The sequence below is a fragment of the Desulfobacterales bacterium genome (assembly GCA_034003325.1).
Lineage (GTDB): Bacteria > Desulfobacterota > Desulfobacteria > Desulfobacterales > JAFDDL01 > JAVEYW01.
The window spans coordinates 25,873-49,911 of sequence record JAVEYW010000007.1; the positions used below are offsets into that span (position 1 = coordinate 25,873).

General features: G+C 50.1%; 25 protein-coding genes and 1 tRNA gene. 17 read left to right on the plus strand and 9 right to left on the minus strand.

The genetic code is table 11. The features are described from left to right. Positions 1-53 precede the first annotated feature (53 nt). From RBT11_09025 to RBT11_09075, 11 genes are all read left to right on the plus strand, one after another. The gene (locus tag RBT11_09025; protein MDX9786906.1) at positions 54-926 is read left to right on the plus strand and encodes a rhomboid family intramembrane serine protease; all 873 of its coding nucleotides are present in this window, start codon (positions 54-56) and stop codon (positions 924-926) included. Positions 927-1,068: 142 nt separating this feature from the next. After that, positions 1,069-2,190 (plus strand): aspartate-semialdehyde dehydrogenase, encoded by a 1,122-nt coding sequence (gene asd / locus RBT11_09030; GenBank protein MDX9786907.1) that lies wholly within the window; start codon positions 1,069-1,071, stop codon positions 2,188-2,190. 33 nt (positions 2,191-2,223) lie between these two features. Continuing rightward, positions 2,224-2,364 carry a hypothetical protein gene (locus RBT11_09035; GenBank protein MDX9786908.1) on the plus strand — a complete coding sequence of 47 codons (141 nt, stop codon included), beginning with the start codon at positions 2,224-2,226 and terminating at the stop codon, positions 2,362-2,364. A 5-nt stretch (positions 2,365-2,369) separates the two neighbouring features. Beyond that, on the plus strand, positions 2,370-2,555 hold the full coding sequence (locus tag RBT11_09040; protein MDX9786909.1) for a DUF2065 domain-containing protein: 186 nt from the start codon (positions 2,370-2,372) through the stop codon (positions 2,553-2,555). A gap of 5 nt (positions 2,556-2,560) precedes the next feature. After that, entirely contained in the window at positions 2,561-3,622 is a 1,062-nt protein-coding gene (gene queA, locus RBT11_09045; protein MDX9786910.1) for a tRNA preQ1(34) S-adenosylmethionine ribosyltransferase-isomerase QueA, read from the plus strand. A gap of 97 nt (positions 3,623-3,719) precedes the next feature. Beyond that, positions 3,720-4,862 carry a tRNA guanosine(34) transglycosylase Tgt gene (gene tgt / locus RBT11_09050; protein MDX9786911.1) on the plus strand — a complete coding sequence of 381 codons (1,143 nt, stop codon included), beginning with the start codon at positions 3,720-3,722 and terminating at the stop codon, positions 4,860-4,862. Between the two features lie 61 nt (positions 4,863-4,923). Next, the gene (locus tag RBT11_09055) at positions 4,924-5,145 is read left to right on the plus strand and encodes a NifU family protein (protein ID MDX9786912.1); all 222 of its coding nucleotides are present in this window, start codon (positions 4,924-4,926) and stop codon (positions 5,143-5,145) included. A 179-nt stretch (positions 5,146-5,324) separates the two neighbouring features. Then, positions 5,325-6,098 (plus strand): alpha/beta hydrolase, encoded by a 774-nt coding sequence (locus RBT11_09060; protein MDX9786913.1) that lies wholly within the window; start codon positions 5,325-5,327, stop codon positions 6,096-6,098. Continuing rightward, positions 6,095-6,787 carry an ATP-binding cassette domain-containing protein gene (locus RBT11_09065; GenBank protein MDX9786914.1) on the plus strand — a complete coding sequence of 231 codons (693 nt, stop codon included), beginning with the start codon at positions 6,095-6,097 and terminating at the stop codon, positions 6,785-6,787. The genes RBT11_09060 and RBT11_09065 overlap by 4 nt, the downstream gene beginning before the upstream one ends. Next, complete coding sequence (locus RBT11_09070; protein MDX9786915.1) at positions 6,777-7,529, plus strand: ABC transporter permease subunit; 753 nt, start codon at positions 6,777-6,779, stop codon at positions 7,527-7,529. Before RBT11_09065 ends, RBT11_09070 begins: the two co-directional genes overlap by 11 nt. Continuing rightward, positions 7,484-8,548 (plus strand): ABC transporter substrate-binding protein, encoded by a 1,065-nt coding sequence (locus tag RBT11_09075; GenBank protein ID MDX9786916.1) that lies wholly within the window; start codon positions 7,484-7,486, stop codon positions 8,546-8,548. Before RBT11_09070 ends, RBT11_09075 begins: the two co-directional genes overlap by 46 nt. 106 nt (positions 8,549-8,654) lie before the next feature. Here the strand turns inward: RBT11_09075 and RBT11_09080 are convergent, their stop codons facing one another. Both RBT11_09080 and RBT11_09085 read right to left on the minus strand, forming a co-directional pair. After that, entirely contained in the window at positions 8,655-9,704 is a 1,050-nt protein-coding gene (locus RBT11_09080; GenBank protein MDX9786917.1) for a GGDEF domain-containing protein, read from the minus strand. A gap of 13 nt (positions 9,705-9,717) precedes the next feature. After that, positions 9,718-10,290, minus strand: coding sequence for a response regulator (locus tag RBT11_09085; GenBank protein MDX9786918.1), 573 nt, complete (start codon positions 10,288-10,290; stop codon positions 9,718-9,720). 462 nt (positions 10,291-10,752) lie between these two features. Here RBT11_09085 and RBT11_09090 point away from each other — a divergent pair, with 462 nt between their 5' ends. Next, the gene (locus tag RBT11_09090; GenBank protein MDX9786919.1) at positions 10,753-11,040 is read left to right on the plus strand and encodes an integration host factor subunit alpha; all 288 of its coding nucleotides are present in this window, start codon (positions 10,753-10,755) and stop codon (positions 11,038-11,040) included. A gap of 217 nt (positions 11,041-11,257) precedes the next feature. Here RBT11_09090 and RBT11_09095 read toward each other — a convergent pair whose 3' ends face one another. Then, a complete protein-coding gene (locus tag RBT11_09095; GenBank protein ID MDX9786920.1) occupies positions 11,258-11,674 on the minus strand; it encodes an HIT domain-containing protein in 417 nt (138 codons plus the stop codon). Between the two features lie 515 nt (positions 11,675-12,189). Here RBT11_09095 and RBT11_09100 point away from each other — a divergent pair. The 5 genes from RBT11_09100 to RBT11_09120 all read left to right on the plus strand — a co-directional run bounded on the left by RBT11_09100 (position 12,190) and on the right by RBT11_09120 (position 17,573). Then, positions 12,190-12,265, plus strand: a tRNA-Arg gene (locus RBT11_09100). An 846-nt stretch (positions 12,266-13,111) separates the two neighbouring features. Continuing rightward, positions 13,112-15,562, plus strand: a complete 2,451-nt coding sequence (locus RBT11_09105; GenBank protein ID MDX9786921.1) for a glycogen/starch/alpha-glucan phosphorylase — start codon at positions 13,112-13,114, stop codon at positions 15,560-15,562. Positions 15,563-15,567: 5 nt separating this feature from the next. Next, positions 15,568-16,764, plus strand: coding sequence for a SpoIIE family protein phosphatase (locus RBT11_09110; protein MDX9786922.1), 1,197 nt, complete (start codon positions 15,568-15,570; stop codon positions 16,762-16,764). Positions 16,765-16,781: 17 nt separating this feature from the next. Then, on the plus strand, positions 16,782-17,126 hold the full coding sequence (locus tag RBT11_09115) for an STAS domain-containing protein (protein ID MDX9786923.1): 345 nt from the start codon (positions 16,782-16,784) through the stop codon (positions 17,124-17,126). A 3-nt stretch (positions 17,127-17,129) separates the two neighbouring features. Then, positions 17,130-17,573, plus strand: coding sequence for an ATP-binding protein (locus RBT11_09120; GenBank protein MDX9786924.1), 444 nt, complete (start codon positions 17,130-17,132; stop codon positions 17,571-17,573). A 41-nt stretch (positions 17,574-17,614) separates the two neighbouring features. On the opposite strand, the gene RBT11_09125 is transcribed toward RBT11_09120, so the two are convergent. From RBT11_09125 to RBT11_09150, 6 genes are all read right to left on the minus strand, one after another. Continuing rightward, positions 17,615-17,929 (minus strand): Hpt domain-containing protein, encoded by a 315-nt coding sequence (locus RBT11_09125; protein MDX9786925.1) that lies wholly within the window; start codon positions 17,927-17,929, stop codon positions 17,615-17,617. Continuing rightward, positions 17,926-20,415: a response regulator gene (locus RBT11_09130; GenBank protein ID MDX9786926.1), complete on the minus strand. Its 2,490-nt coding sequence runs from the start codon at positions 20,413-20,415 to the stop codon at positions 17,926-17,928. Before RBT11_09130 ends, RBT11_09125 begins: the two co-directional genes overlap by 4 nt. 445 nt (positions 20,416-20,860) lie before the next feature. Then, complete coding sequence (gene amrS, locus RBT11_09135; protein MDX9786927.1) at positions 20,861-21,877, minus strand: AmmeMemoRadiSam system radical SAM enzyme; 1,017 nt, start codon at positions 21,875-21,877, stop codon at positions 20,861-20,863. A gap of 73 nt (positions 21,878-21,950) precedes the next feature. Next, positions 21,951-22,862, minus strand: a complete 912-nt coding sequence (locus tag RBT11_09140) for a hypothetical protein (protein ID MDX9786928.1) — start codon at positions 22,860-22,862, stop codon at positions 21,951-21,953. 99 nt (positions 22,863-22,961) lie between these two features. Further along, positions 22,962-23,312 carry a desulfoferrodoxin family protein gene (locus RBT11_09145; GenBank protein MDX9786929.1) on the minus strand — a complete coding sequence of 117 codons (351 nt, stop codon included), beginning with the start codon at positions 23,310-23,312 and terminating at the stop codon, positions 22,962-22,964. A gap of 132 nt (positions 23,313-23,444) precedes the next feature. Continuing rightward, positions 23,445-23,846 carry a CBS domain-containing protein gene (locus RBT11_09150; protein ID MDX9786930.1) on the minus strand — a complete coding sequence of 134 codons (402 nt, stop codon included), beginning with the start codon at positions 23,844-23,846 and terminating at the stop codon, positions 23,445-23,447. Positions 23,847-24,039: the final 193 nt, after the last annotated feature.

Sequence of the window (24,039 nt, forward strand, 5' to 3'; positions counted from 1 at the left end):
CCTTGGCGCGCACGGGCAATTGCATCAGGCACATATGATCCGGAACCTACCAGATGCCCAAACTTTTTTCATCTCCTGTTGCTGAACAAACCAATTTGATCGCGCTGATTCTGTCTTCCGCAGCGATCCCCTACACATTGGCAAAAGCGGACCGCATGTGGGAAATTTGGGTTCAGCCCGCGCATATGGAAAATGCCGAAGAAAAAATTAAGGCGTATTTTATTGAAAACCCTGAAGCATCCCTTTTGCCGCCAACGGAAACGACCCATCCCGACACCTTGCTCTCGGGGCTCTGGGGAGCGGCGCTTTTAATCCTCTTTCATGTGGCCATCACCTACCACCATGCTCACGAGAGCATCGTTGCACTATTCGGTGCAAATGCAGCCCGAATCGTGAGCGGCGAGATTTACCGTGCCGTTACAGCGCTGATGATTCACTCGGGGGAAGTTCATCTCATCGCAAATGTGGTCGGCACAATGATCTTTGGTACGGCGGTCTGCATGATTACCGGACCCGGTGCGGGATGGTTGCTGATATTGCTGTCAGGCGTTATCGGCAATCTAGCCAATGCTGTTTTTTACCAAAGCAATCATGTCTCGGTCGGGGCCTCGACGGCTGTTTTTGGTGCCATCGGCATTTTATCGGCGATTCAGTTGCGACGTAAAAGCGAGCACCGCCATGCCCGCGGTAAGGCATGGCTGCCGTTGGCCGCGGGACTGGGCCTGTTGGGCATACTGGGAAGCAGTGGCGAGCGGACCGATCTCATGGCCCATTTGTTCGGATTAATCACCGGCCTCTTCCTCGGATTCGGTCACGCTGCTTTTCTCGCGCGCCCCCTATCGACAAAAGTCCAGTTCTGGTGCGGCGTTCTTTCGCTGACGATTCTATCTGTGGCCTGGTTATTCAAAATGCTGTATAATAGTTGACAATACTGACATTTTTCCCTATGTTTCAAGGTTGAATTGCCAAGCGCAACCACCCGGAAACGCTGGCGTATCAACCGGTTAACAACCATGAAATCGGATCGCGGGGTTTCATGACAACATATGCATTTTCAGAAAGGATCGCATGATGATCAAGGTGGGTTTCATCGGATGGCGGGGAATGGTGGGCTCGGTGCTCATGGGCAGGATGCTCGAAGAAAAGGACTTTACCGGTTATGAACCCACTTTTTTTACCACCTCTCAGGTGGGTCAAAGCGGGCCGCGAATCGGCGTGGAAACGCCGCCGCTGCAGGACGCTTTCGATATCGGCCGGCTTCGGAATCTGGATGTTCTTGTGACCTGTCAGGGAAGCGATTATACCAAAGCGATTTATCCGGCGTTAAGAAAAGATGGCTGGAAAGGGTACTGGATCGATGCCGCATCGGCCCTTCGCATGGAAGAAACGAGTATCATCATTCTTGACCCGGTGAATCGACATGTGATTGACGCAGGGCTTAAAAACGGCGTGAAAGATTTTATCGGCGGCAACTGTACGGTCAGCCTGATGCTGATCGCGATCGGCGGCCTGTTTCAGAAAAACGCCATTGAATGGATGACCAGTATGACCTACCAGGCCGCCTCCGGCGCCGGCGCCAAGAACATGCGTGAGCTGGTTTCCCAGATGGATCGGATCGGCACCGCCACTCGGGAGCTGATTCAGGATCCGGCCGCCGCCATTCTCGATATCGACAAAAAGGTGCTTGAAACGATGCACAGCAGCGACTTTCCAACACAAAGCTTTGGTGCCCCTTTGGCCGGGAGCGCGTTGCCTTGGATCGACACACGAATGCCGTCCGGCCAAAGCCGTGAGGAATGGAAAGGCTTTGCGGAAACCAATAAGATCCTTCAAACTCAAAAACCAGTGCCCATTGATGGCCTTTGTGTGCGAATCGGCGCCATGCGCTGCCATAGCCAGGCGTTAACCATCAAGCTCAAGCAGGACCTTCCGCTTGAAGAAATCGCGGGAATCATTCGAACCGCCAATGATTGGGTCAAGGTCATTCCCAACACCAAGGAAGAAACCATCAAGGAGCTGACGCCATCGGCGGTCACCGGCACGTTGACGGTTCCGGTCGGCAGGCTGCGGAAATTAAACATCGGCCCGGAATACTTAACGCTCTTTACGGTGGGAGACCAATTGTTGTGGGGAGCAGCCGAGCCGGTCCGCCGCATGCTAAAAATCGTATTGGCGCATCTGGCATCCTAATTGAGTCCCCTTTCATCATGGAAAGAGCTGCCCATGGACAACAAACCGACATATGATGAGTTTCTCGAAAAGCTGCACCCTATGGAAGCGGAAACTACAGCGGCCCGTATCATGGCGGCCGTGAAACTGCCCTCTGATATTTTTGGCAACTCCATCGATTTTATTCACCAGTGATGGGTATGGATTATTTTTTATGTGTAATCGGCATGGTCTTGATTGTGGAAGGCCTGCCTTATTTTGCCTTTCCGGATAAAATGAAACGGCTTATCTGTGCGATGCTGGAAATGCCCGGCGGGGTGCTTCGAAGGTTCGGATTCATGTTGATGCTCACCGGGCTTTTCCTGGTTTACATAGGAAGACAATAATCCCCATGTATCAATTGGAAGATTATCATTATGCGCTTCCCGAATCGCTCATCGCGCAACAACCGGTTTCCCGCCGGGAACATTCCCGGCTAATGGTCCTTCAACGTCCTTCCGGACAAATAACCCATCATCCGTTCACGGACATTGGCCGGTTTCTATCCCCCGGGGACGCACTGGTCATCAATAACACCGCCGTGGTGCCAGCCCGCCTTTCAGGGAATAAAGAAACGGGCGGAAAGGTCGAGCTGCTGATCATTGATTACGCAGACGGAATAGAACAACAAATCGCCGCGGGCATGCTTCGATTCAAGTGCTTGATCAGAGCCGCCAAACGCCCGCAACCCGGCGCCATCATCGACCTTGACCCCGCACTTCGCGCCGAAGTGGTGGACTTTGAGGACGGCATCTTTACCGTTGATTTTTGCTTTGACGGAGATTTTGAAGCCATCCTTTACCGAATCGGAAAAGTTCCGTTGCCCCCTTACATCAAGCGCGCAGGCAACACCTTGAATACCCAAGATGTCATATCCTATCAGACCGTGTATGCCGCCGAAAAGGGGGCGGCGGCGGCCCCCACCGCCGGGCTTCATTTTTCAACCCAATTGCTGCGGACGATTAAAGAAAACGACGTTCATGTGGTGCCCATCACCCTTCATGTGGGGTACGGCACCTTTGTGCCCGTAAGGGTCTCGGATATCCGCGAACACCGAATGCATTCTGAAGCATTCGTTATTTCAGAAGACAGCGCCGATATCATCAATCGCGTCAAGGCCTCGGGAAATCGGGTGGTGGGCGTGGGCACCACCTCGGTTAGAACCCTTGAATACGCAGCGGACCGTAACGGCGTGGTGCATCCGGGCAGCGGACGAAGTGATCTTTTTATCTATCCCGGGTATCGCTTTAAAATCGTAGATGCCATGATTACCAACTTTCATCTGCCGGAGTCGACCTTGCTGATGCTGGTCGCAGCCTTTGCCGGGAGAGAAAAGGCCCTGGCCGCTTACGCCGAAGCAGTGGAAAAAAAATACCGGTTTTTCAGTTATGGCGATGCGATGTATATTGAGTGAGCAGGGAGTGATATAGATGGGGTTTATCGTTACGCTCTGAGCGGCTTCGCGTGAAAAATCCGTTTTTACAAACCCGTTATCCATTGAATGAGGCCGCATGTTTTCTTTCGAACTCACCGCCAAAGCAGAAAAAGGGTCGGCCCGGGCCGGAGTGATCACCACCGCGCATGGGCAGATTAAAACGCCGGTATTTATGCCAGTGGGAACGCTGGGCACGGTCAAGGCTCTCTCCCCCGAAGAGCTTTTGGCAGCCGGCGCGCAAATTATTCTGGGTAACACCTATCATTTATATCTTAGACCGGGCTGTGAGGTCATCGATCGGTTTTCCGGATTGCATCGATTTATGCACTGGGACCGGCCCATTTTGACCGATAGCGGCGGGTTTCAAATCTTTTCCCTGGCCCGGTTGATGGAAATCACGGACGAGGGCGCGGCCTTTCGCTCTCATATAGACGGCTCGCTGCATTTGCTGACTCCGGAAAAGGCGATTGAAATTCAACACTGTATCGGCGCCGATATTATCATGTGCCTGGATCAGTGCATCGCCTATCCGGCAAGCCGGCAAACGGCCCAAGAGGCCTTGCAGCGGACCACGCACTGGGCCGGGCAGTGTAAAACGGCCTGGACCGCCGCCGCACAATCTGTTTCATCCACCCTCTTCGGCATTGTCCAGGGCGGCATGTATGCCGATCTAAGACGGGAATCGGCAGCGGCCCTGCAAGATATCGGGTTTCCCGGATATGCCGTGGGAGGGCTCAGCGTGGGAGAGCCCAAAGAACTGATGGTTGAAATGGGCGAAGTCTCTCTCTCGGCGCTTCCCGAAAATTCCCCCAAATACGTCATGGGGGTTGGAACCCCCGAGGACTTGGTGGCGCTGGTGGATCTGGGCGCGGATATGTTCGATTGTGTGATGCCCACGCGAAATGCCAGAAACGGGCAGTTGTTCACCCCTTACGGCACCCTGAACATCTCAAACGCCCTTCACCGGCTGGATGAAAGCCCCATTGATGCAGCGTGCGCCTGCTACACCTGCCGGCATTATTCGCGAGCGTATTTGCGTCATCTATACATGAACAAAGAATTGCTTGCCTATCGGCTCAATACGATTCATAATATTTATTATTATACGCACCTGATGGCGAGTATGCGCGCCGCCATCGAAGCAGGAGAATTCACGCGGTTTAGAAACCGTTTTATTCATGATTGGCACAGCGGAGCAGACATTGCGCCGGCATCCTGAATCACCGCTTGAACAGTAGGGGTGACCTTCACCGGCCATCAGAAAAAAGGAGGAAATCGTTATGAAAGAAAAGGTAGAAGCCGTCATCACAAAAATCAGGCCGATGCTTCAGGCGGACGGTGGGGATGTCGAGTTGGTGGAAGTGGCCGGCAGCATCGTTAAGGTGCGTCTTACCGGCGCATGCCATGGCTGCCCCATGTCTCAACTGACGCTGAAAAACGGCATCGAGCGGCTGATGATGCAAGAAATTCCGGAGGTCACCGCCGTGGAGGCCGTATCTTAATGGCGACCATCTCCATCTGCTAATTCTTAAAATTCCGGCCCATTCGAATCAGGTATTGATTGAATGGGCCGGTTGCGTTTTGAAAAGCAAGTTATGAATAATTACTTGAATCCGTCGCATTTTCAGCATACATCCGGTGTGACGATCACCAACCTTTTTTTCTAAAAAGGATCAACGCCTTGACTGTTTTTCATTCGGACGGCGTCGACATCAATTACCACGCAGCGGGAACTGGCAAACCCGTGGTATTGGTTCACGGCTTTGCCAGCAGTCATCGAATCAACTGGATAAATACCGGTTGGATCGATCAGTTGACCCGGAACGGCCGGCAAGTCATCGCGCCGGATTTAAGAGGTCATGGCGACAGCACGAAATTTTATTCCCCGGCCGACTACCCTTGCCGCCTGATGGGGCAAGATATCATCGGGTTGATGGATCGGCTCGAAATTGAATCGGCTGATATGATCGGCTACTCTATGGGCGCATGGATATCGTCTTATCTTATGGTGCGTTTTCCCGAACGCTTCAACGCCGTGGTGCTGGGGGGGATCGGCGCCGTCATCATGGAATTTCATCAACGCGGAGAGCAAATCGCCCGGGCGCTTAGCACGCCTTACCCGGAGCAGATAACCCAACCCTTTCTTCGCGCCCTGAGAGAATTTTCCGAGCTGGCCGGCAACGATCTTAGAGCGCTGACCGCCTGCGCCAGAGGGGTATACAGTGACGGACCGCCGAACTTTCAGTCGGCCGAAAAACCGGTATTGGTCATAACCGGTGAAAAGGATGATGTAGCCGGCCCACCGGAGAAATTAGCGGCCTTGATTCCCAATGCCCAAACCGTCATCGTGCCGGCTTGCGACCATTTAACAGCCCTGACACGGCGCGAATATCAATTGGAAGTTTTTAAGTTCCTGGACCGGCACCCACACAAGAAAGCATCCCTCACCCAATGATTCTGGAATGCCGCGACATATGCTATCAATATCCCAATGCCGAAGCCCCGGTATTTGACCGGTTGTCCTTTCGCATCGAAGCCCCCGGTTTTCATGCGCTTTTCGGGTCATCTGGAGTCGGGAAAACCTCTCTGGCAAAAATTATTACGCAGCGCATCTCCGGATTTTCGGGCGAGGTGACGACGCCCATTGAAAACGGGTTGCTCTATACCTATAATCTGGAACGGCTGCCGGATTGGTCTCAGGTCGGCAAACATCTGGAAAAAATCACGCCGCCCCATGAAAAGTCCCGGTTGGAAGCGCTCGTGGCGCTGTTCGGTTTGCAAGGCCATCTGACATCCCGGTTTTCACGCCTATCTCTCGGGCAGCAAAACCGCGTGAACCTGATTCGGTATCTGTTGCAGGATTTTGAGCTGATGATTCTGGATGAAAGTCTTGCCAATGTGGATGAAAAAACCCGTGAGCGAATCATTTTTACGATCAAAGCGCAGTTCCCGAACAAGTGCTTTCTTTATATTTCCCACAATCTGGCTGAAATTGCCGAATTCTGCGATCACATCTTTGTCTTGCGATCAAGAGAGAAATCCCCTCAAATGCTGCTTATCAACGGACAAAACCGGATCGCCAACAGCCCGCCGAATCACAAAAAGCTCTCAGGTACGATGTTGGAGATCATGAATGCTGTTTAAGCGCATCTTTCAATTTCTCATCATTTATTGCCTCGGGCTTTTGCTGCTCTTGCTGCTTAAATACGCCGCCGGGCTTTCCGATTACGTGATTCCGGCGCCGATGGAATTATGGAAAACAATTATCACCCTTTTCCGCCAATACTGCGCCGATGTTTTCGACACCCTTTCCGTGGCCGTGATCGGTCAGGTGCTCTCGTTGTGTCTGGCGCTGGGAATCGGCGTGGCGGGCCGCCGCGCAACGTGGTTCGGCTCCTTCGTCAAAACCGCGGCCTATAACGTGCAGGCATACCCCATCGTAGCCCTGGCGCCCATCATTTTTATTTTGATAGGAGACGGATTCATCTCACGGCTGTTAATCGCGGCCATGATTTGTTATTTCCCGCTGCTGCTCTCGATTATCGGCATCATGAGTGAACCGGTGACCGATGTGGAGCATTTTTATATCATGACCGGCCGCATGCGCTGGCAACTGGAAATAAAAATCCGAGCCTTTGAAAATCTTCAAAAATTAACCACCGTCATCTCGGGCAGCGCCACCCTGGCCATGGCCGGCACGATTGTGGCGGAATTCATCGCCGCCAACGCCGGTATCGGTTACAGCATTCGCATCGCGCTCTACCAGAGCGATCTGGCCAAAATTCTGATCGCCCTTTTCTTTATCGGCATCTCACTTTCCATTTATCAGGGGATACTCGAATGGATCGGAACATGGTTCAAAAAATCGTGGGCAAACCGGCTTTAACCCATTCTGGAAAAACCGTAGCCGTCATCCTCATGTTAAGCGTTTTCGCTGCTTTTTTGGGTAACGTGGCTGCGGCAGAACCGCCTCCGAAAGAAATTGTCTATCGCTTAAAATGGCTGAAAAACATCAGTGCCGTCGGCGACTTGTACGCAAAAGACCTCGGATTCTTTGATGCGGCGGGCCTTCAGGTCACCCTCAACGCCGGGGGCCCCGAACGCGATGCCATCAAGGAGTTGGAGCTGGGCTATGCCCAGTTCGGCGTTGCCTCCGGTGATCAGGTCGTTCGGGCACTGGCCAAGGGATCACCCGTCGTGGTGATCGCGCAAATTTTTCAGATCAATCCGCTTCAATGGATCTACCATGAGGATGAACCGGTCATTGAAAAGTTGCACGCGCTAAAAGGCAAAACGATCGGCGTCACCTTCGGCGGAAACGATGAAGCCATCATGCGAACCCTGCTCGCCGAAGCGGGGCTGACGGAAAAAGATGTCCGGTTTTTCAGTGTCCGCTATGATTACACCCCGTTTTATCGCCGCCGCGTCACCTTCTGGCCCGTCTATCAAAACTCCCAGGCGATCATTCTCGGTGAAAAACTCAGTGCCTCCGGAAAGGGGGTGCGGTTTCTTGACCCGGCCCGCTTCGGCGTTCGGTTCACCGCCAATTCAGTCATCACGTCCCGCCAAATGCTCTTGGCGCATTCAGACACCGTCAAGCGCTTTATAACAGCCCTCATGACGGGCTGGGCAGAGGCCCTTAAACCGGCAAACTCAGCCAAGGCGCTAAAACGCGTTCACCCCTTCGATCGCGATACCCCCGAACCTGTTTTGGAAAAGCAGCTTGCCGTCACACGCGCGCTGGTTCAACCCGACCCGCGCCTTCCAATCGGCGCCATTGATGTGGCGGCCTGGCGCCAGACAGCGCAAATCATGCATGCGCAAGGACTGATTAAACACCCCGTGGACATTCAGTCGGCGCTTTACCCCTTTGGCACGCCCTTTAACGGCAAGGAAAAAAACTGACCAAGAATATTTGAAAGTTTGAATTGATATATTTCGCTTGTTTTATAAAAAGACGGAACGCCTTCATTCATCATTCAATCGGCAGGATCATAACGGGGCGTGTCGGTTAATTTCTTATTTCCGTCAGGTTCAATTCGTCTTCCGAAGTCACCCGGTTGCGGCCGTTTTGTTTGGAGTGGTAGAGGGCCTGATCGGCCCGATGAATCAGGCTTTCCATGGATTCATCATATCGGTACTTGGCAACACCAAAAGACAGGGAAATTTTCCCGAGCGTTTTTCCGGTCCCCTTTCGCCGCCATTTCATGGTTTCCAGAAATGTCTTCAGATTCCCGGACAAGCTGAGCGCGCCGGAAATCGGCGTGTCGGGCAACACCATCAAAAACTCTTCTCCCCCATAGCGAACCACCAAATCCCTGCCCTTGACAAAATCCGTCAGGGTCGCGGCAAACATCTTGATGACATTATCTCCCACCAGGTGGCCGTAAGTGTCGTTGATTTGCTTAAAATTATCAATATCAGCCATGATAACACAAAGACTCTTGCCTTCCTTTTTAGAGATTTGCATTTCCCGCTTCAAAAGTTTCTCAAGCCCCCACCGATTCACCAGACCCGTCAGGGCATCGGTCACAGCCTGTTCTTTTAAGCGCACCATTTGCCCCCGCAAGGCATCGACTTCGCTGGTTGCCTTTGCCAGCCGGGTTTCAAGATGGTCGCTGGAAGCCAGAATCTGCCGGGTTGCCATAATCAGAAAATCGACAATGCTTCGCACCGCATCCAGGTCGTTTTCATTTTCCAGGCGGCCGGCCAGTGTCTTGAGCTTTCCGCCCTGCTGTGACATATTGCCGCCCGCTTCTTTGACATGGTTGGCCACTTCATCAATGACTCTTTGAAACTCCTGAAGTATTTTTCGATTCGCCAGCCTATCCCCATCGGCAATGAACTGCCGATAAAGCTCCTGATGTAACTGCTCGGAAAGCGGTTTACCCTGCTGCAAATGGTTGTCCATCGCCTTTTTCAGGAGCGATTTTGTCCCTGAAAAATACTCATACCAAAGGGTATAATTGATCGGCGTCGGCGCAACACCCTGCTGCGCCACCGCCCCTAACGCCAGCCGCAATATCTCGCTCGCCTGTTCTTTCGTTTCGGTGTAGTACATCCCTCAAACCCCATCAGATATCCGCTTTGTCAAGCTCGTTGCGCACCTTTTTCAAAAGCTCCCCGGTTAAAAACGGTTTTTGCAGAAACGCCACGTTTGATTCCATCACCGCTTGAACATCCGAATGGACAAGAATCTCATCCGTATAGCCGGACATAAACAGTACCTTTACCTTTGGATACATCGCTTTGACCGTTTGGACAAGTTCACTGCCGCCAACTCCGGGCATTACGACATCAACAACAATCAGATCCACCGGCGTCTCGGCGTTTTCAAGCACCTGCAGGGCTTCATCCGAACCTTCCGCTTCGAGCACCGTATACCCGTGATGGCTTAACGCGTTGGTAATATAAAGCCGGAAAATTTCATTATCATCCACCACCAAAACCGTGGCATCGGGTCTTTTATCCGAAGGGGTTTCCAAGGCGTCGTTATCTTGTTGATCATCCGCAAATTCCCTCAGAAGCCGTAACTTTGCCTCAAGGGCGTTGTACTTCTTTTCAACGGCTTCCAGCGCCCGAACTTGTTGCCGAAGCGTTTCCAATTCACCGATGAGTTGTACCTTGGTTTTATCCTGATCTTTCATTCACCCTCCATGGCGCACAGTGATGCTCTCGGAAAGTTGGCCAATTCGTATCTATTCGAATAAGGCATTTCAGTTTGTACCAGCGCAACCCGCATCCATCCGCAAAACCAAATTGAGCTTGAAACCGCAGTCAAGTATGATACATCAGGGGCTACAAAATCGCTGTCCCTCCGTATTGGCCCAAGAGATGCCAATTTCGAAGAGGCGACAGATAACATTCGGTTATATATGCATGCTTTTAAAAGAAAATGCAATTTTATTCTCTACGCAACGCAATGGGCCGGGGTTTCTGTTTCATGATAGGAAGTGGTCGCGTGTGCCCCTTAGCCGCTTCAAATCGACTCGGTTTCTAACCAACCGTTTTCATATTCATTATTGACAAATAACACATACCCATCTACTTATCCATTCGATAATGAAACAATACATCGCTCAATGCATAAAAAAAGGAGGCTTTCCGGCATGACACTTACCAAGGCTCAGATCGTCGAGAACATAATGGCAGAAACCAGCTTCACAAAGCACAAGGCCATTGATACGGTTGAAAAATTACTGGAAATTATCAAAAGCGCGCTTGCATCCGGTGATAACGTTTTGGTGTCAGGCTTCGGCAAATTCAATGTTAAGTTTAAAAATCAGAGACGGGGCAGAAACCCGGCCACCGGTGAAGAAATGATGCTGGAGCCGAGAAAAGTCGTAACCTTTTCATGTTCAGGCAAGTTAAGAGAAAAAATTAATGGGGATTATTGAAGAGCGACCTGTAACGACGCATAATCGCGAAGAACACGATAAAAAGATTATCCTGCCGCATATACCCGGCATGTTTGCTGTTAACGGCTAAATTTCAGAGAGATGGATTTGAAGGAAAAACGCCGTGTTCCTTTGATCGGTTCCCGGTTTCGGGGGCGGGGACATATCACATAAACCGAGCCGCGTTGTTATGGCGATGGAAAGCCCCCATCAAAGGCTATGGTTTTTGTTCCGGTGCGGTTGAGACGGTATACGCCATCTTTTCCGGTATCACGCCCCTTACACCACCATGTGGATTCGGTGTGTCTTTATCTCTTCTGGGAATCAGATGAATATGCGCATGAAATATCGTTTGGCCCGCGGATACGCCGGCGTTCATGCCGATATTAAAACCGGTCACCGTCGGATCATCCCGGGTAATCCTGTTTCGCAAAACGCGTATCAGCTTATCGGCATCCATTCTCTCCTTCGCTGTCATGCTGAAATAGTCTCGAGTATGCCTTTTGGGCAGGATTAACAGGTGGCTCTCAGTTACCGGGTATTTATCCTTAATGGCGAATACCGAATTATAAACTTCCACCATTCGTGATTTTGCATTGCCCCAGCAAAAGGGGCATAACGTCGATTCACTCATACACATGCTTTCCCTAAGATATGTTTCATTCTTACCATTTGACCTGATTACGCAACCATCACCCGAGAATCGTCCGCCACAGAAATCACTTATCATGGCAGAACCCTTTTGGCGGAATAAGGCTCTCGCGGAAAATCTTGTGACCCGATGTGGCATCGAAAAAGCGAGCCGTCCTTCTGCTGAACAAAAGAAACCCCGTCCTGAAGATTCCCGCCGATCCGCTACCCGGCTGGTGCAACATCAAGATCGCAGGCCCTTTTGAATCCAAAATTTCAAACTACGGCAAACCCGGTGTTGACAAATTACGGCTTTATGACTTAAGAAACACAGCGGCGATAAATTCAGCGAGAGCCGCTAAGAACATGAAAGTTATAGTGCAATATTGGAAACATTTAAACCTGAGACCATCAGCAAGATCCGCTCACCATAACGATGAAGATGTAAAAAAAGGCGCTGAATCTTTCGTTCACGTCCCAAAGATTTCACAACGCCAAAAAACAATCGTAACCCCTTGCGCCCCCGTAGCTCAGTGGATAGAGCAATGGATTCCTAATCCATGTGCCGCAGGTCCGATTCCTGCCGGGGGCACCATTTAAATCATAAAAAAAGCAGTCGACTTTCATCATCTTGCGGATTTTTTTCCAGCGCTTTTGTCGGATTCACCCCAGCCGTTGAATGGTCGCCCCGGCAAAAAAGGCAAGGCCCAGACTCACTGAAAAAGACCGAATCATCCGGGCTCATCGCCCGGTGGTGCCGACATGGCCTTTCTAAGTAACCTGCCGCACTTGGATGGCACCCAGTGGGCAAGCCTCGATACAGTCCCAGCATCCCATGCATATGTCCTGGAAAATGATGGGTGGTTGAAAAACGCCGTCGATCTGTTTGATCACTTTATGGGTGCAAGCAGGGACAGCAGCGCAGCACCCTTTTTCAGGGTCGCATTTTTTCGGATTGCACTTTTTATAATCCACTGTCGCAAATGACTTTTTTGATTGTAGACCCATTATGATTCATCATCCAAAAATTACTTAACGCCGAAAGTATGGCAAATGTATGACCAAGATGGCTTGTTTGTCAATTCGTTATAACTGCGAGGCCAATTTCATCCGGACGACATGTTGCCGGACTGGCGCAGTGATCCATCCCTGCCCGCATGACAAAACGGGCGTTGTTTTCGCCCTGATTGGTTATTGCAATTGTCAATATTTTTCTATAATAATAAACAAGTTGTTATCTTTTCTTTCAACATCATCATTCGAACACCAACTATTATCGGGAAGGCCATAATGGTGGTTTTCATGCGGCCAAAGAATTTTTCAAAGTCATCAGCTTTTTCGTTTGCCTGGACTCACGCTTAGAATCGAAACAAATCCGGACGAACGGGCCCGATAACATGTGGCGCGATCAATTGAGCCGCTCTTTGTAAAGGTTCCTGATATGAAACCAAGTTATATGGGAAAATCAAAATCCGATTTGAAAAAATCGATGGATTATCATCTTCGCTGTTCCTTGTGCAAGGAATCTCCCTCAAAGGAAAATCAGGATCTTTTTCTCTCGACGGCCTTTTCCGTGCGGGACCGGATGACGGAAAAAATACTGCAAACGGAACGAAGATATCATGAAACAAAAAGCAAGCGGGTCTATTATCTGTCTCTGGAATTTCTGATCGGAAGACTGCTGAGCAATACCCTTCACAACCTCGGCATGTTTGATAGCTGCAGGGAACTCTTGGCGGATGCCGGCATCGACATCGAAGAGGTCCGGGAACAGGAAAAAGATGCCGGTCTGGGAAACGGCGGGCTTGGACGTTTGGCGGCCTGCTTTCTCGATTCCATGGCAACGCTTGATATGGCCGGTTTCGGTTACGGGATCCACTATGAATATGGCCTCTTCAAGCAGGAAATTGATAACGGTTATCAGCGGGAAAAGCCGGATAACTGGCTGGCGGAATCCAATCCCTGGGAAATCAAACGCACGGATGAGAAATGTATCGTCCCTATCTACGGCCGGATAGAGCACTTTCAGGATCGTGCCGGCAATTACAATCCCATGTGGCTTGATTGGAAGGTGATCATGGGCATTCCCTTTGATATTCCCATCGTCGGATACGGGGGCAAAACGGTGAACTGGCTGCGGCTCTATGCAGCGGGCGCCTCCGCAGACTTTGACATTCAGATCTTTAATGAAGGGGATTATTTTCGTGCGGTGGAACAAAAGATCTATTCCGAAAGCATTACCAAAATGCTTTATCCTCTCGACACCATCAGGCGAGGGAGGGAACTCCGCTTGGTACAGGAATACTTTCTGGTTGCCTGTTCCTTGCGGGACATTATCCGTCGTTATCTAAAACTTCATGAAAATTTTGATTCTTTTCCCGAACAAGTAGCCATTCAAATGAACGATACCCATCCTTCCCTGGCGGTAGCGGAACTGATGAGGCTTTTCGTGGACGAATACGCCCTGCCCTGGGATCACGCCTGGGAGATAACCCGGAAAACATTGGCATATACGAACCATACCATTCTGTCCGAAGCCTTGGAAAAGTGGCCCGTCAGTCTCCTTGAACACTTTATCCCCCGTCATCTTCAGATCATTTATGAAATCAACCAGCGGTTTCTCGGGAAAGTGGCCGCTCTTTATCCCGGCAATACCGATTTTCTCCGTCGCGTGTCTCTCATTGAAGAGGGTGACGACAAGCAGGTCAGAATGGCCCATCTGGCCCTGGTCGGATCCCATTCCATCAACGGAGTGTCCGCCCTGCACACGGAAATATTAAAACGCGATAATTTTTCGGATTTTCACGCGCTCTGGCCGGAGCGATTCGTCAATATCACCAACGGCATTACCCAGAGACGCTGGCTGCTGGAAGCCAACCCGCTGCTTGCGCGGCTTATCACCGACACCATCGGGGATTCCTGGATTACCGATCTCAGTCGGCTTCGACGGCTGGAACCTTATGCCGATGATGAAACCTTCAAAGACGCCTTTCGCAAGATCAAACGGGCGAACAAGGAAATTCTGGCCGGCATCATCTCTGAAACCGTTTGGCTTTCCGTGGATCCCGACGCCTTGTTCGATATTCATGTCAAACGGATTCATGAGTACAAACGCCAGCTCTTAAAGATCATGCAAATCGTGTACGAATATCTGCGAATTATCAGGGGAGAAAAAACGCCCACGGTTGCCAAAACTTATATTTTCGCAGGCAAGGCCGCGCCCGGATACTGGGTGGCCCAACAAATGATCAAGCTGATCCATAATGTGGGGCAAGTCATTAATCAGGATAAAAAAATCGGAAATTCCCTGAAAGTTGTTTTTCTGCCGGATTACCGCGTCTCTCTGGCTGAAAAGATCATTCCAGCCGCAGATTTGAGTGAACAGATTTCCATGGCCGGCATGGAGGCATCCGGAACGGGAAATATGAAATTCATGCTCAACGGCGCCTTGACCGTGGGAACGCTGGACGGTGCCAATGTCGAAATGCTTGAAGAAGCAGAAGCGGACAATATGTTTATTTTCGGATTAAAGGCAAAAGAGATTAAGGGCATGAAGGAAAGAAACGCCTACCATCCCATAGAATATTATCACCGTTTTCCGGAAGTCCGCATGGTTATAAATTCCTTTCGCGACAACACCTTCTGTGCCGCTGAACCGGGGCTCTTTCAGTGGATTTACCATCGTGTGATGAATAATGAAGACCCTTATTTCCTTTTGCCGGATTTTCTCCCGTATATCGGGGTTCAGGATAAAATAGAAAAAACGTTCCGGGATCCAGCCGCCTGGATGAAAAAAGCGATTCTCAATGTTGCCCGGTCCGGAAAATTCTCCAGCGACAGAGCCGTTTCCGAGTATGCCCGTTTCATCTGGAATAATAACGCCTTGAAATGACGGTCATGAAAGAAAAGATCCTAATCGTGGACGATTCTCAGGAGATCAGGATATTGCTCTCCCGTTTTCTCACGGCCTCCGGCTATGAAATCGCAGAGGCGCAAAACGGCGACGATGGACTGATTCAACTAATCGAATTTATGCCGGATCTGATTCTTCTTGACATCGTCATGCCCGGTATTGACGGGTTTCAAGTCTGCGAACGGATCAAATCCGATCCCAACACAAAGGAGATACCGGTCATTTTTCTATCCGCCCGGTCCGAGGCGGCGGACAAAATCAAAGGTCTTGCCATCGGTGGCGCCGATTATATCACCAAGCCGTTTGATCGAGGAGAGGTGATGGCCCGCATCGAGAATCAACTCAAGATTCGTCACCTTACCAATGCGCTGATGGCTGCCAATTACGAACTGACTGAAAAACAAAAAAACCTCGATGAAGATCTTCAGGCGGCCGCCGGAATCCAACAGGGCCTGTTGCCGCAAAAACTGCCGCAAATTGAACAGCTGGATATCGCCTGGAAATTTATACCCTCCGAAAAAATCGGGGGCGACATCTTTAACGTCTTGCAGCTAGACGAGGATCATATCGCTTTTTACATGATTGATATCAGCGGGCATGGCGTGCCGGCAGCCTTGGTGACATTTTCCGTATCCCAGGCACTTCAACCCCATATGGGGTATACCGTCAGAAAGATATCGGAGTTAAGCTGTGGTTATGAAATCGTGTCACCAGGAGAGGTTTTAACTGCCTTAGATACGGAATATCCGTGGGAACGGTTTGAAAAATTTCTGACCATTATCTATCTCATCATAGATCTGCGCCACGGAAGTCTGACTTACAGCAATGCCGCCCATCCACCCCCGATCGTTCTGCATGCGGACGGAACCGTTGATCTGCTTGAAAAAGGAGGAACGATCATCGGTTTAGACGGTATCCTGCCGTTTGAAGAAGACCAGCGGAAACTGCGCGAGGGTGACAAACTCCTGTGTTATACCGACGGCGTGTTTGAAATGATGAATGAGAAAGGAGAAATCTTCGGGGAGAACCGGTTTCATGTTCTGGTAAAAAGCCTGATTCACCTGCCTGTTCACGCGATGTTGGACGAGATTCTCATGGCAATGAAAACGTTTGCAAACGGAACAAAGCTCCGCGATGATGTGAGTCTTTTGGGAATTGAATATAAGGATCGGAAAAAGTAGATTTTAGGAAGGATATTATGCAACTGCAACAGAAAACACTGGCGGATGTCTTGATTGCAAGGCCCTTGGAAAAAAGAATTGACGCTGCTACCGCGACGGAATTCAAACAAAAGATGAGCGACTGGATCGATTCCGGAAACAGGCGGATTATTCTCAACCTCTCCGAAGTCGACTTTATCGACAGCAGTGGCCTTGGTGCCATTATTTCGGGTCTTAAAAAGATCGGCAATGAGGGCAATCTGGTGATCTGCGGCGTGAAGGAAACCGTCATGAGCCTTTTCCGTTTGACCCGCATGAATCGGGTATTCGACATTTTTCCTTCTGAGGAAGAGGCCGTCAGTGCCCTTTCCGAAAAGGTGTAAAAAATGGAAGCGGCAAGCATGATCAGGCTCGTTATTGAGAGCAGAATAGAGAATGTTTCCCTGGTCGGCAGCGCAGTAAGAGGAATTGCCGATATGCTGTCCATCGACGCCATCACTTGCTATCATCTTGAGCTTTGTGTGGTGGAAGCGGTAACCAATGTAACGAAACATGCCTATTCTTCCGAACCGGGACATTCAGTCGAAGTGGATATCCTGCGCTACCCGGATCGGTTAACTTTCAAAATCGGCGACAGCGGGAAAAGCATGGATCTATCAAAAATTGAGCCATTGTGCTTTGATCCGTTGAAGGTGGAAACCCTGCCGGAACGAGGGATGGGGATTTTTATCCTGAAGTCACTTATGGACGAAATCAGTTACGAAGTCATCAATGGACGAAATATTTTAACCATGAGCAAGTATTTAAAAGCCAAGAAAGACCCCGCATAAGCGCAGGGCATATTCACCGTAACGGAAAGCTTTCCTTCCCCTTATTCATAAATGAGTTGGAGATGATCCAGGTAATATAACAAATCAACCGCCTGTTTTTTAATTGTTTTCAACTCCCTGTTTTTCGCGGCTTGCTCAAGTGCTCGGCCGAGTTCGGTGATCGCCTCAAACCCATAACCACCGCCGCTTCCTTTCATGCCGTGGCCGAGAACTCGAATGGTTTCATAATCCTCCAGTTCCAGCGCGACCCAAATATCAGAGACGTCTTTTCGTCTGTTTTCCAGATAACCGGGAATAAGATCGGCCAGATCGCTGTCTATCCTTACCTCAATTTGTTGTTCATTGCGCTGTGTCATAAACAGTGCGCCCCTTCCGTATATTCAAGAATGGCGTCTAAAAGGACGGCTTTTTTGATTGGTTTGACAAGGTGGCCGTCACAACCGGCATCAAGGCTCTTTTGCCGGTCTTCCTTAAAGGCATAAGCCGTCAACGCGACAATCGGCGTCTTTTTGACCGAATGTTCCCTTTCCCATCTTCTGATTTCCCGGGTTGCCGTATACCCGTCCATCACAGGCATCTGAATATCCATAAGGACCAGGTCGTAGGCATTTTCTTTAAATTTTTCAACTGCGATCGCACCGTTTTCCGCGATATCAACCCGGTAGGGTCTGCGTTTGAAATAGGAAAGCAAAAGCAGTCGATTATCATCGGAATCCTCTGCCAGAAGGATGCGCAACGCGCGGCAAGTATCAGAAACAATCGGTGACGGCGGTGTCGAAAGGGGCCGGTCGGCCGTTTTCATCTTGCACAGCACGGTTAGAACGGCATTTTTCAGCGCAGCGCGTTTGATCGGTTTTATAAGATAGCTCTCGATGCCCAGCTCACGACATTTCCGGGGATCACCCCAGCCCGGATCCGCAGTAATCATGACAATCGCTGTGCCGGCAATCGCGGAATTTTTCCGGATTCGCTCCACGACCTCGCAACCCTCAAGACCGGGCATGTGGTAATCAAGCAATACCAGATCGTAAGGATTCCCACGCTTCCAGGCCCGCTCCATTTCGGCGATTCCTTGTTCTCCATTTTCGGCCTCCGCGGGTTGGTTCCCCCAACATGACAAAATCTCTTTCAAAATCAATCGGTTGGTGGCATTATCATCCACAATGAGAATGCGCAGATTCGCGATTTGTTCTTCTCTTGCCTTACAAACCACGGCCAGAATAGCCGTTTTCAGTTCAGCGCGTTTGACCGGTTTCGTAAAATAGCTTTCAATGCCCAGGTCATGAAACCGCCTAAAATCGTTCTGGCCCAGGTCCGAAGTGATCATGACGATCGTTGCATCGGCAATCGCACGATTTTTCCGGATTCGCTCAGCGACATCCAACCCGTTAAGGCCCGGCATGTGGTAATCGAGCAATATCAAATCGTAAGGATTCCCGCGCTTCCAGGCCCGCTCCATTTCGGCGAGTCCCGCTTCTCCGCCTTTCGCCTCTGAGGGAAGGCTCCCCCATCCAGATAACATTTCTTTTAAAATCAGTCTATTGGTCGCGTTATCATCAATAATGAGAACCCTGAGGTTCACGAGCTTTCCTTCATAAAAGGCAGCCACTTCAGGCAATTGTTTCGGTTCCTTCTGAATATCGAACCAGGCGGTAAAGGACACCGTTGTCCCTTCGCCCTCCCGGCTCTTGATCTCGATAGCCCCATTCATCATCTCAACCAGGTGTCTGGAGATGGGAAGTCCAAGGCCGGTGCCGCCGTATTTTCGCGTTGTGGAAGAATCGGCCTGGGTAAATTTATCAAAAATTTTATGGACTTTATCCTGAGGAATGCCGATGCCCGTGTCGGAAACGGAAAAAATAAGGTTTATTTTTTCCGTTTGTTGTGGGTCTTTGTCCGGAATTAACCGGCGCTCCGACGTCTGCCTCGCCACACGAACAACCACCTCCCCCTTCTCCGTGAACTTGATGGCATTTCCAATGAGGTTCACCAAAACCTGCCGAAGCCGGACAGCATCGCCGATAAGATTCACAGGCACATCGGGCAGAAGATGACACGCCAGCTCCAGTCCCTTGCTATGGGCTCTGATGGACAATTCTTCAGCCGTTCTCTCGATGATTTCCCGGAGATTAAAATCGGTGTATTCCAGCTCGAGGTATCCTGCTTCGATTTTGGACAGATCAAGAATGTCATTTATGATATTGAGCAGATTTTCTCCAGCGTTTCTGAAAACCGCCACATATCGCTGCTGTTCGGGGGAGAGAGGTGTTTCCAGGAGAAGTTCCGCCATGCCGATAATGGCGTTCATGGGTGTTCGAATTTCATGGCTCATGCTTGCCAGAAAATCACTTTTGGCAAGGTTTGCGGTTTCGGCTTCTTCCTTGGCTTTTATCAAGTCCTTTTCGGCCTGCGCCAGGAAGTGTTCGCTGAACTGATTGATGGTGTACCTCAGAAAAAAATTGAGCGACTGCAACGCGGTGAGCAGGGCATCCCCTTGCAGCTCCTTGACAAGAACAGGGGTCAGAATTGTCCGATAAATTTCAAACGCGTGCTGAACTTCCGAGATAAATAAATTGTCCGCCTCCGCCATCCCGCAGAGTTTGGCGATAAATGCGTCTATTTTCGAGTAATCCCCGTGCGCAATAACGGCAAAGGCCGCCTCAGTGGCTTGCGACGTGAGATTGAGACAATGCTTGAAAGGCCGAGCCGCGATACCGGTGGTTATCCGCCTTTGGACTGGCCATGATTGGAGTTTCTGAAGTTCCTCCAAAGGGGGCGGCTCGTAACGGTCACTGACTTCCGCTTGAACCCGAATAGCCCACTGCAAAGGAAATGTTTCCAAGCAGTTCCGTAATATTTCGATAAGGTCCATAGCCGCCCGATAAAGCGCTTCGCGGTTTCAACCCGTACAGTTAAAAACTCATCCGCTCTTTTTTGGCATCAACCCGAAAAAATGCCCCATGAAATTTATAGACGAGGATCGATGTTTCCCGGGCCGCCGCACTCGGGAATATAACAAGTAACGTTTATAAATTCACAATTGGCGCCGCACTCGGGACAACCCATCGGTGGTTTCGCCGCGGTAATGAGAAATCCGCATTTGCTGCATTTCCAGTAAGTCAATCCGCACGTTGGACAGATATCGCCAACAAATTGATTTGCAGATGAGTATCCACAGCGAGCGCATACCCATTTTTTTTGTTCGGCATCCATCAATCCCCTCCTTTTCGCTTTATTAAAATGCCGGGCGTTGACATGCAGGTTTCTGATAATAAACGGGCTAAGGGTTATAGGCCTACCCCGTCGATTGTTCTCCCGCACGCGGGGCATTTTCCATCCTTAATCCGATTGCGTACAAACCCGAAACCGGAGCGTTCAATGACATTAACGCCGCATTCAGGGCAATACGTATTCTCACCTGCTTCACCGGGCACGTTGCCTTCGTATACATAGCGAAGCCCCTCCTCCAAACCGATTTCACGGGCAAGGCGCAACGTGGTTGCGGAGGTCGGTGGCCGGTCCTTAAGCTGATAAGTGGGATAAAATGCAGTAACGTGCCATGGCACCTCATCGCCGACGCTTTTGACAAAACGGGCGATTTCCCGCAATTCATCCTTCGCGTCGTTTAAGCCGGGAATAATGAGCGTCGTCACTTCCACCCACACCCCCAGTGCTTTCATGCGATGAATCGTTTCCAGCACCGGCTGAAGACGGGCACCGCAAATCTCTTTATAGAATTTATCCGTAAAGGCCTTCAAATCGATGTTGATGGCATCCAAATGCGGGGCCATTTGGTGAGCGGCATCAGCGCTCATATAGCCATTGCTGACAAAAACGTTTTTAATACCCGCCTTATGGGCCAATATAGCGGTATCATAAGCAAACTCAAAAAATATGGTCGGCTCGTTATAGGTGTAGGCGATCGTTTCGCACCTCGCCGCCTGCGCCGATGCCACCACCTGTTCGGGGGTTTGGTCCTGCCCGGCGATCTTTCCCCCGTGATCATGGGGATATTGAGAAATATCAAAGTTCTGGCAAAACTTGCACCGGAAGTTGCACCCCACCGTTCCGATGGAAAATGCGGTTGAACCCGGGAGAAAGTGAAAAAGTGGCTTTTTTTCTATGGGATCAATGTGATCCGCGATGATCTTGCCATATACAAGACTGTAGAGGTTTCCGCCCTGATTTTCCCGAACACCGCAAATGCCCCTTTTACCTTCATGAATTTTGCAGTGGTGGTTGCACAAATGGCAACGGACTCTGTTTTCGGCCATCTTTTCATAAAGCAAGGCTTCCTTCAACATGGAACGCGAGTCCTTTCCGACTCAGGATTGAGTCTTGTCGTAGCAGTCGCCCCTTAACAATCCCATCAAGCATTCATTGTATGATCTTCATCGCCTCTTCCACGCTCGCCCCATTCACCGTAATGGCAAAAACGGCATTGCACATCCTGATAGCCTCTTGAAGGGATTTTTGATGAATATTTCTACCCGTGGCATTTCCCGATGCGCCGCTGACACTTATCTGATCATGAAGGCGCTGCAGAAATACTTTTGTATCCACGCTTGAACCACCGGCGCAAACGACCTTGGTGCGGCCGGCCGCCAACACCGCTTCTTTGAAAAGCTCTTTTGATTCCCGGCCTTCTTTTTTGGGGTAGTTCACCTTGACAAAATCGCTGCCGAGGCATGCGGCCATACCTGTAGCACCGGCAATCAGGTGGGGATCTTTCTCATCCGCCACCGCCTTGCCGCGGGGATAAATCCAGAGCACCGTAATTAATCCATTTTTGTGAGCGTCATAGACGATTCGGGCTGCCTGATGAAGCATCTGCGCTTCGTACTCACTTCCCAGATAAACCGTATAGCCCACTGCCGGGATATTCAGTCCGCTATTGTCGCGGAAGTCAATCACATCTTGAACATCGAACCATTGATGACTGAAGGGGTCGGATTGCTGCGTCTTTACGAGATTGGTCTTGGAATTCAGTTTTACCAGATAAGGGACATGCGGATAATCCATGCCGTATCTTGAAATTAATCCCAGCTGAGTCGCAAAAACACCAATTTTTGCCCCCCCTGCGATCTTGAATAGATGTTCCGGATCGGCATCGTCAGGGTGGATGCCTTCTCCATAAAAATCGCCGTTTAAATGCTCAGCTTTTTGATCACCGGCAAACAGCATCAACCGACCGCTGCCTTTTGTCATACTGAGGTAGTTTTCTTTATAGAGGGGCCATGCATTTTTGGGGACATCTAAAGGCACTACCACATCATTCTTGTCACCCATATATATATCCTCCTTGCGGTAATGGGTTTAAAAACCGGTGAAGGGGATCGCACTTGAATGCTGAATTAAAACGGGCAATAATTAAGAGGTTATGTAAATTTAAACCGTTAGCGAGTTACCCCATAGGCCATGAATGTTGCAGTAAGCCAAGGCGTGAAACGCCTTGAAATCCGTGATTTGGTTGATCTGGAAACGAACATTGGGATTTGAATAAACCGGTGCCCAGGCTGCGCGCCCCAAGTTGATTACCTGGTTGTTGTCCTTTTTTATTCCGTAGAGTTCAATCCAAGCGATGTGGTGTTCCGGGGTATTCGGATGAGGCGCATCGTGTCCGACAACCACCCGAATGATATCTTTGCCTTCCCGATACCCTTTATCCAGGGTAATCGTCGGAACGTGTTTCTCCTTGCCTTCGTCCTGCCCGCTTTTGATTATTTCAGAAAAGTCCATTTCTTTGCTCCTTTCATAAATCGCAATAAACGTCCTTTTCCGGTCGCCTGAGGCTGTCACCTGCTCAGCGCTGAAATAAAAGCATTTTTGGCAAACCGGGCGACCGGACTGTTGGCAACACAAGGAAAATCTTTACACGTAGGTGACAAATTCCGGCTCAATCAATGTGGTAAGAATATCACACCGGGCAACGATTCCCACCAGCTTTCCATTCTCCGTGATCGGCAAACGAATAATGTTCTTCTCTTTCATCATTTTCACCAAATCGGTCAGCGGCGTGTCTACGGTCGCCGTGATCGGTTTGGATGTCATAATGTCTCCGGCGGTAATTTTCACCAATTCCTTGCCCGCCAGAACAGCATCCAGGATGTCCAGCTCCGTAATAACCCCGATAACCTTGCCTTCGTCATCGGTGACAGGCATGCCACTGTAAGATCCGTTCAGAAATTGAAAAACCACGTCTCTTGCCGATGCATTTTTTTTGGCAGCCATCACAGGCCTGACCATGACATCTGATGCTTTCAGATTTTTCATCACCCTACCTCCTTTTTGCGGACATCCTTTTGGTCTGCCAACGTTGCGCATTCACCGGCTATAATCGAACCATGGCGAAGAATACACCATCGTGGCATCCCAAAAGCTGTCTCCCGATTTAATGGTTTTTTCTTCAAACCCCGAGTTCGCATTATTCCTTGTCAGGGTAATACGGCACGGCCTATTTTTTTTA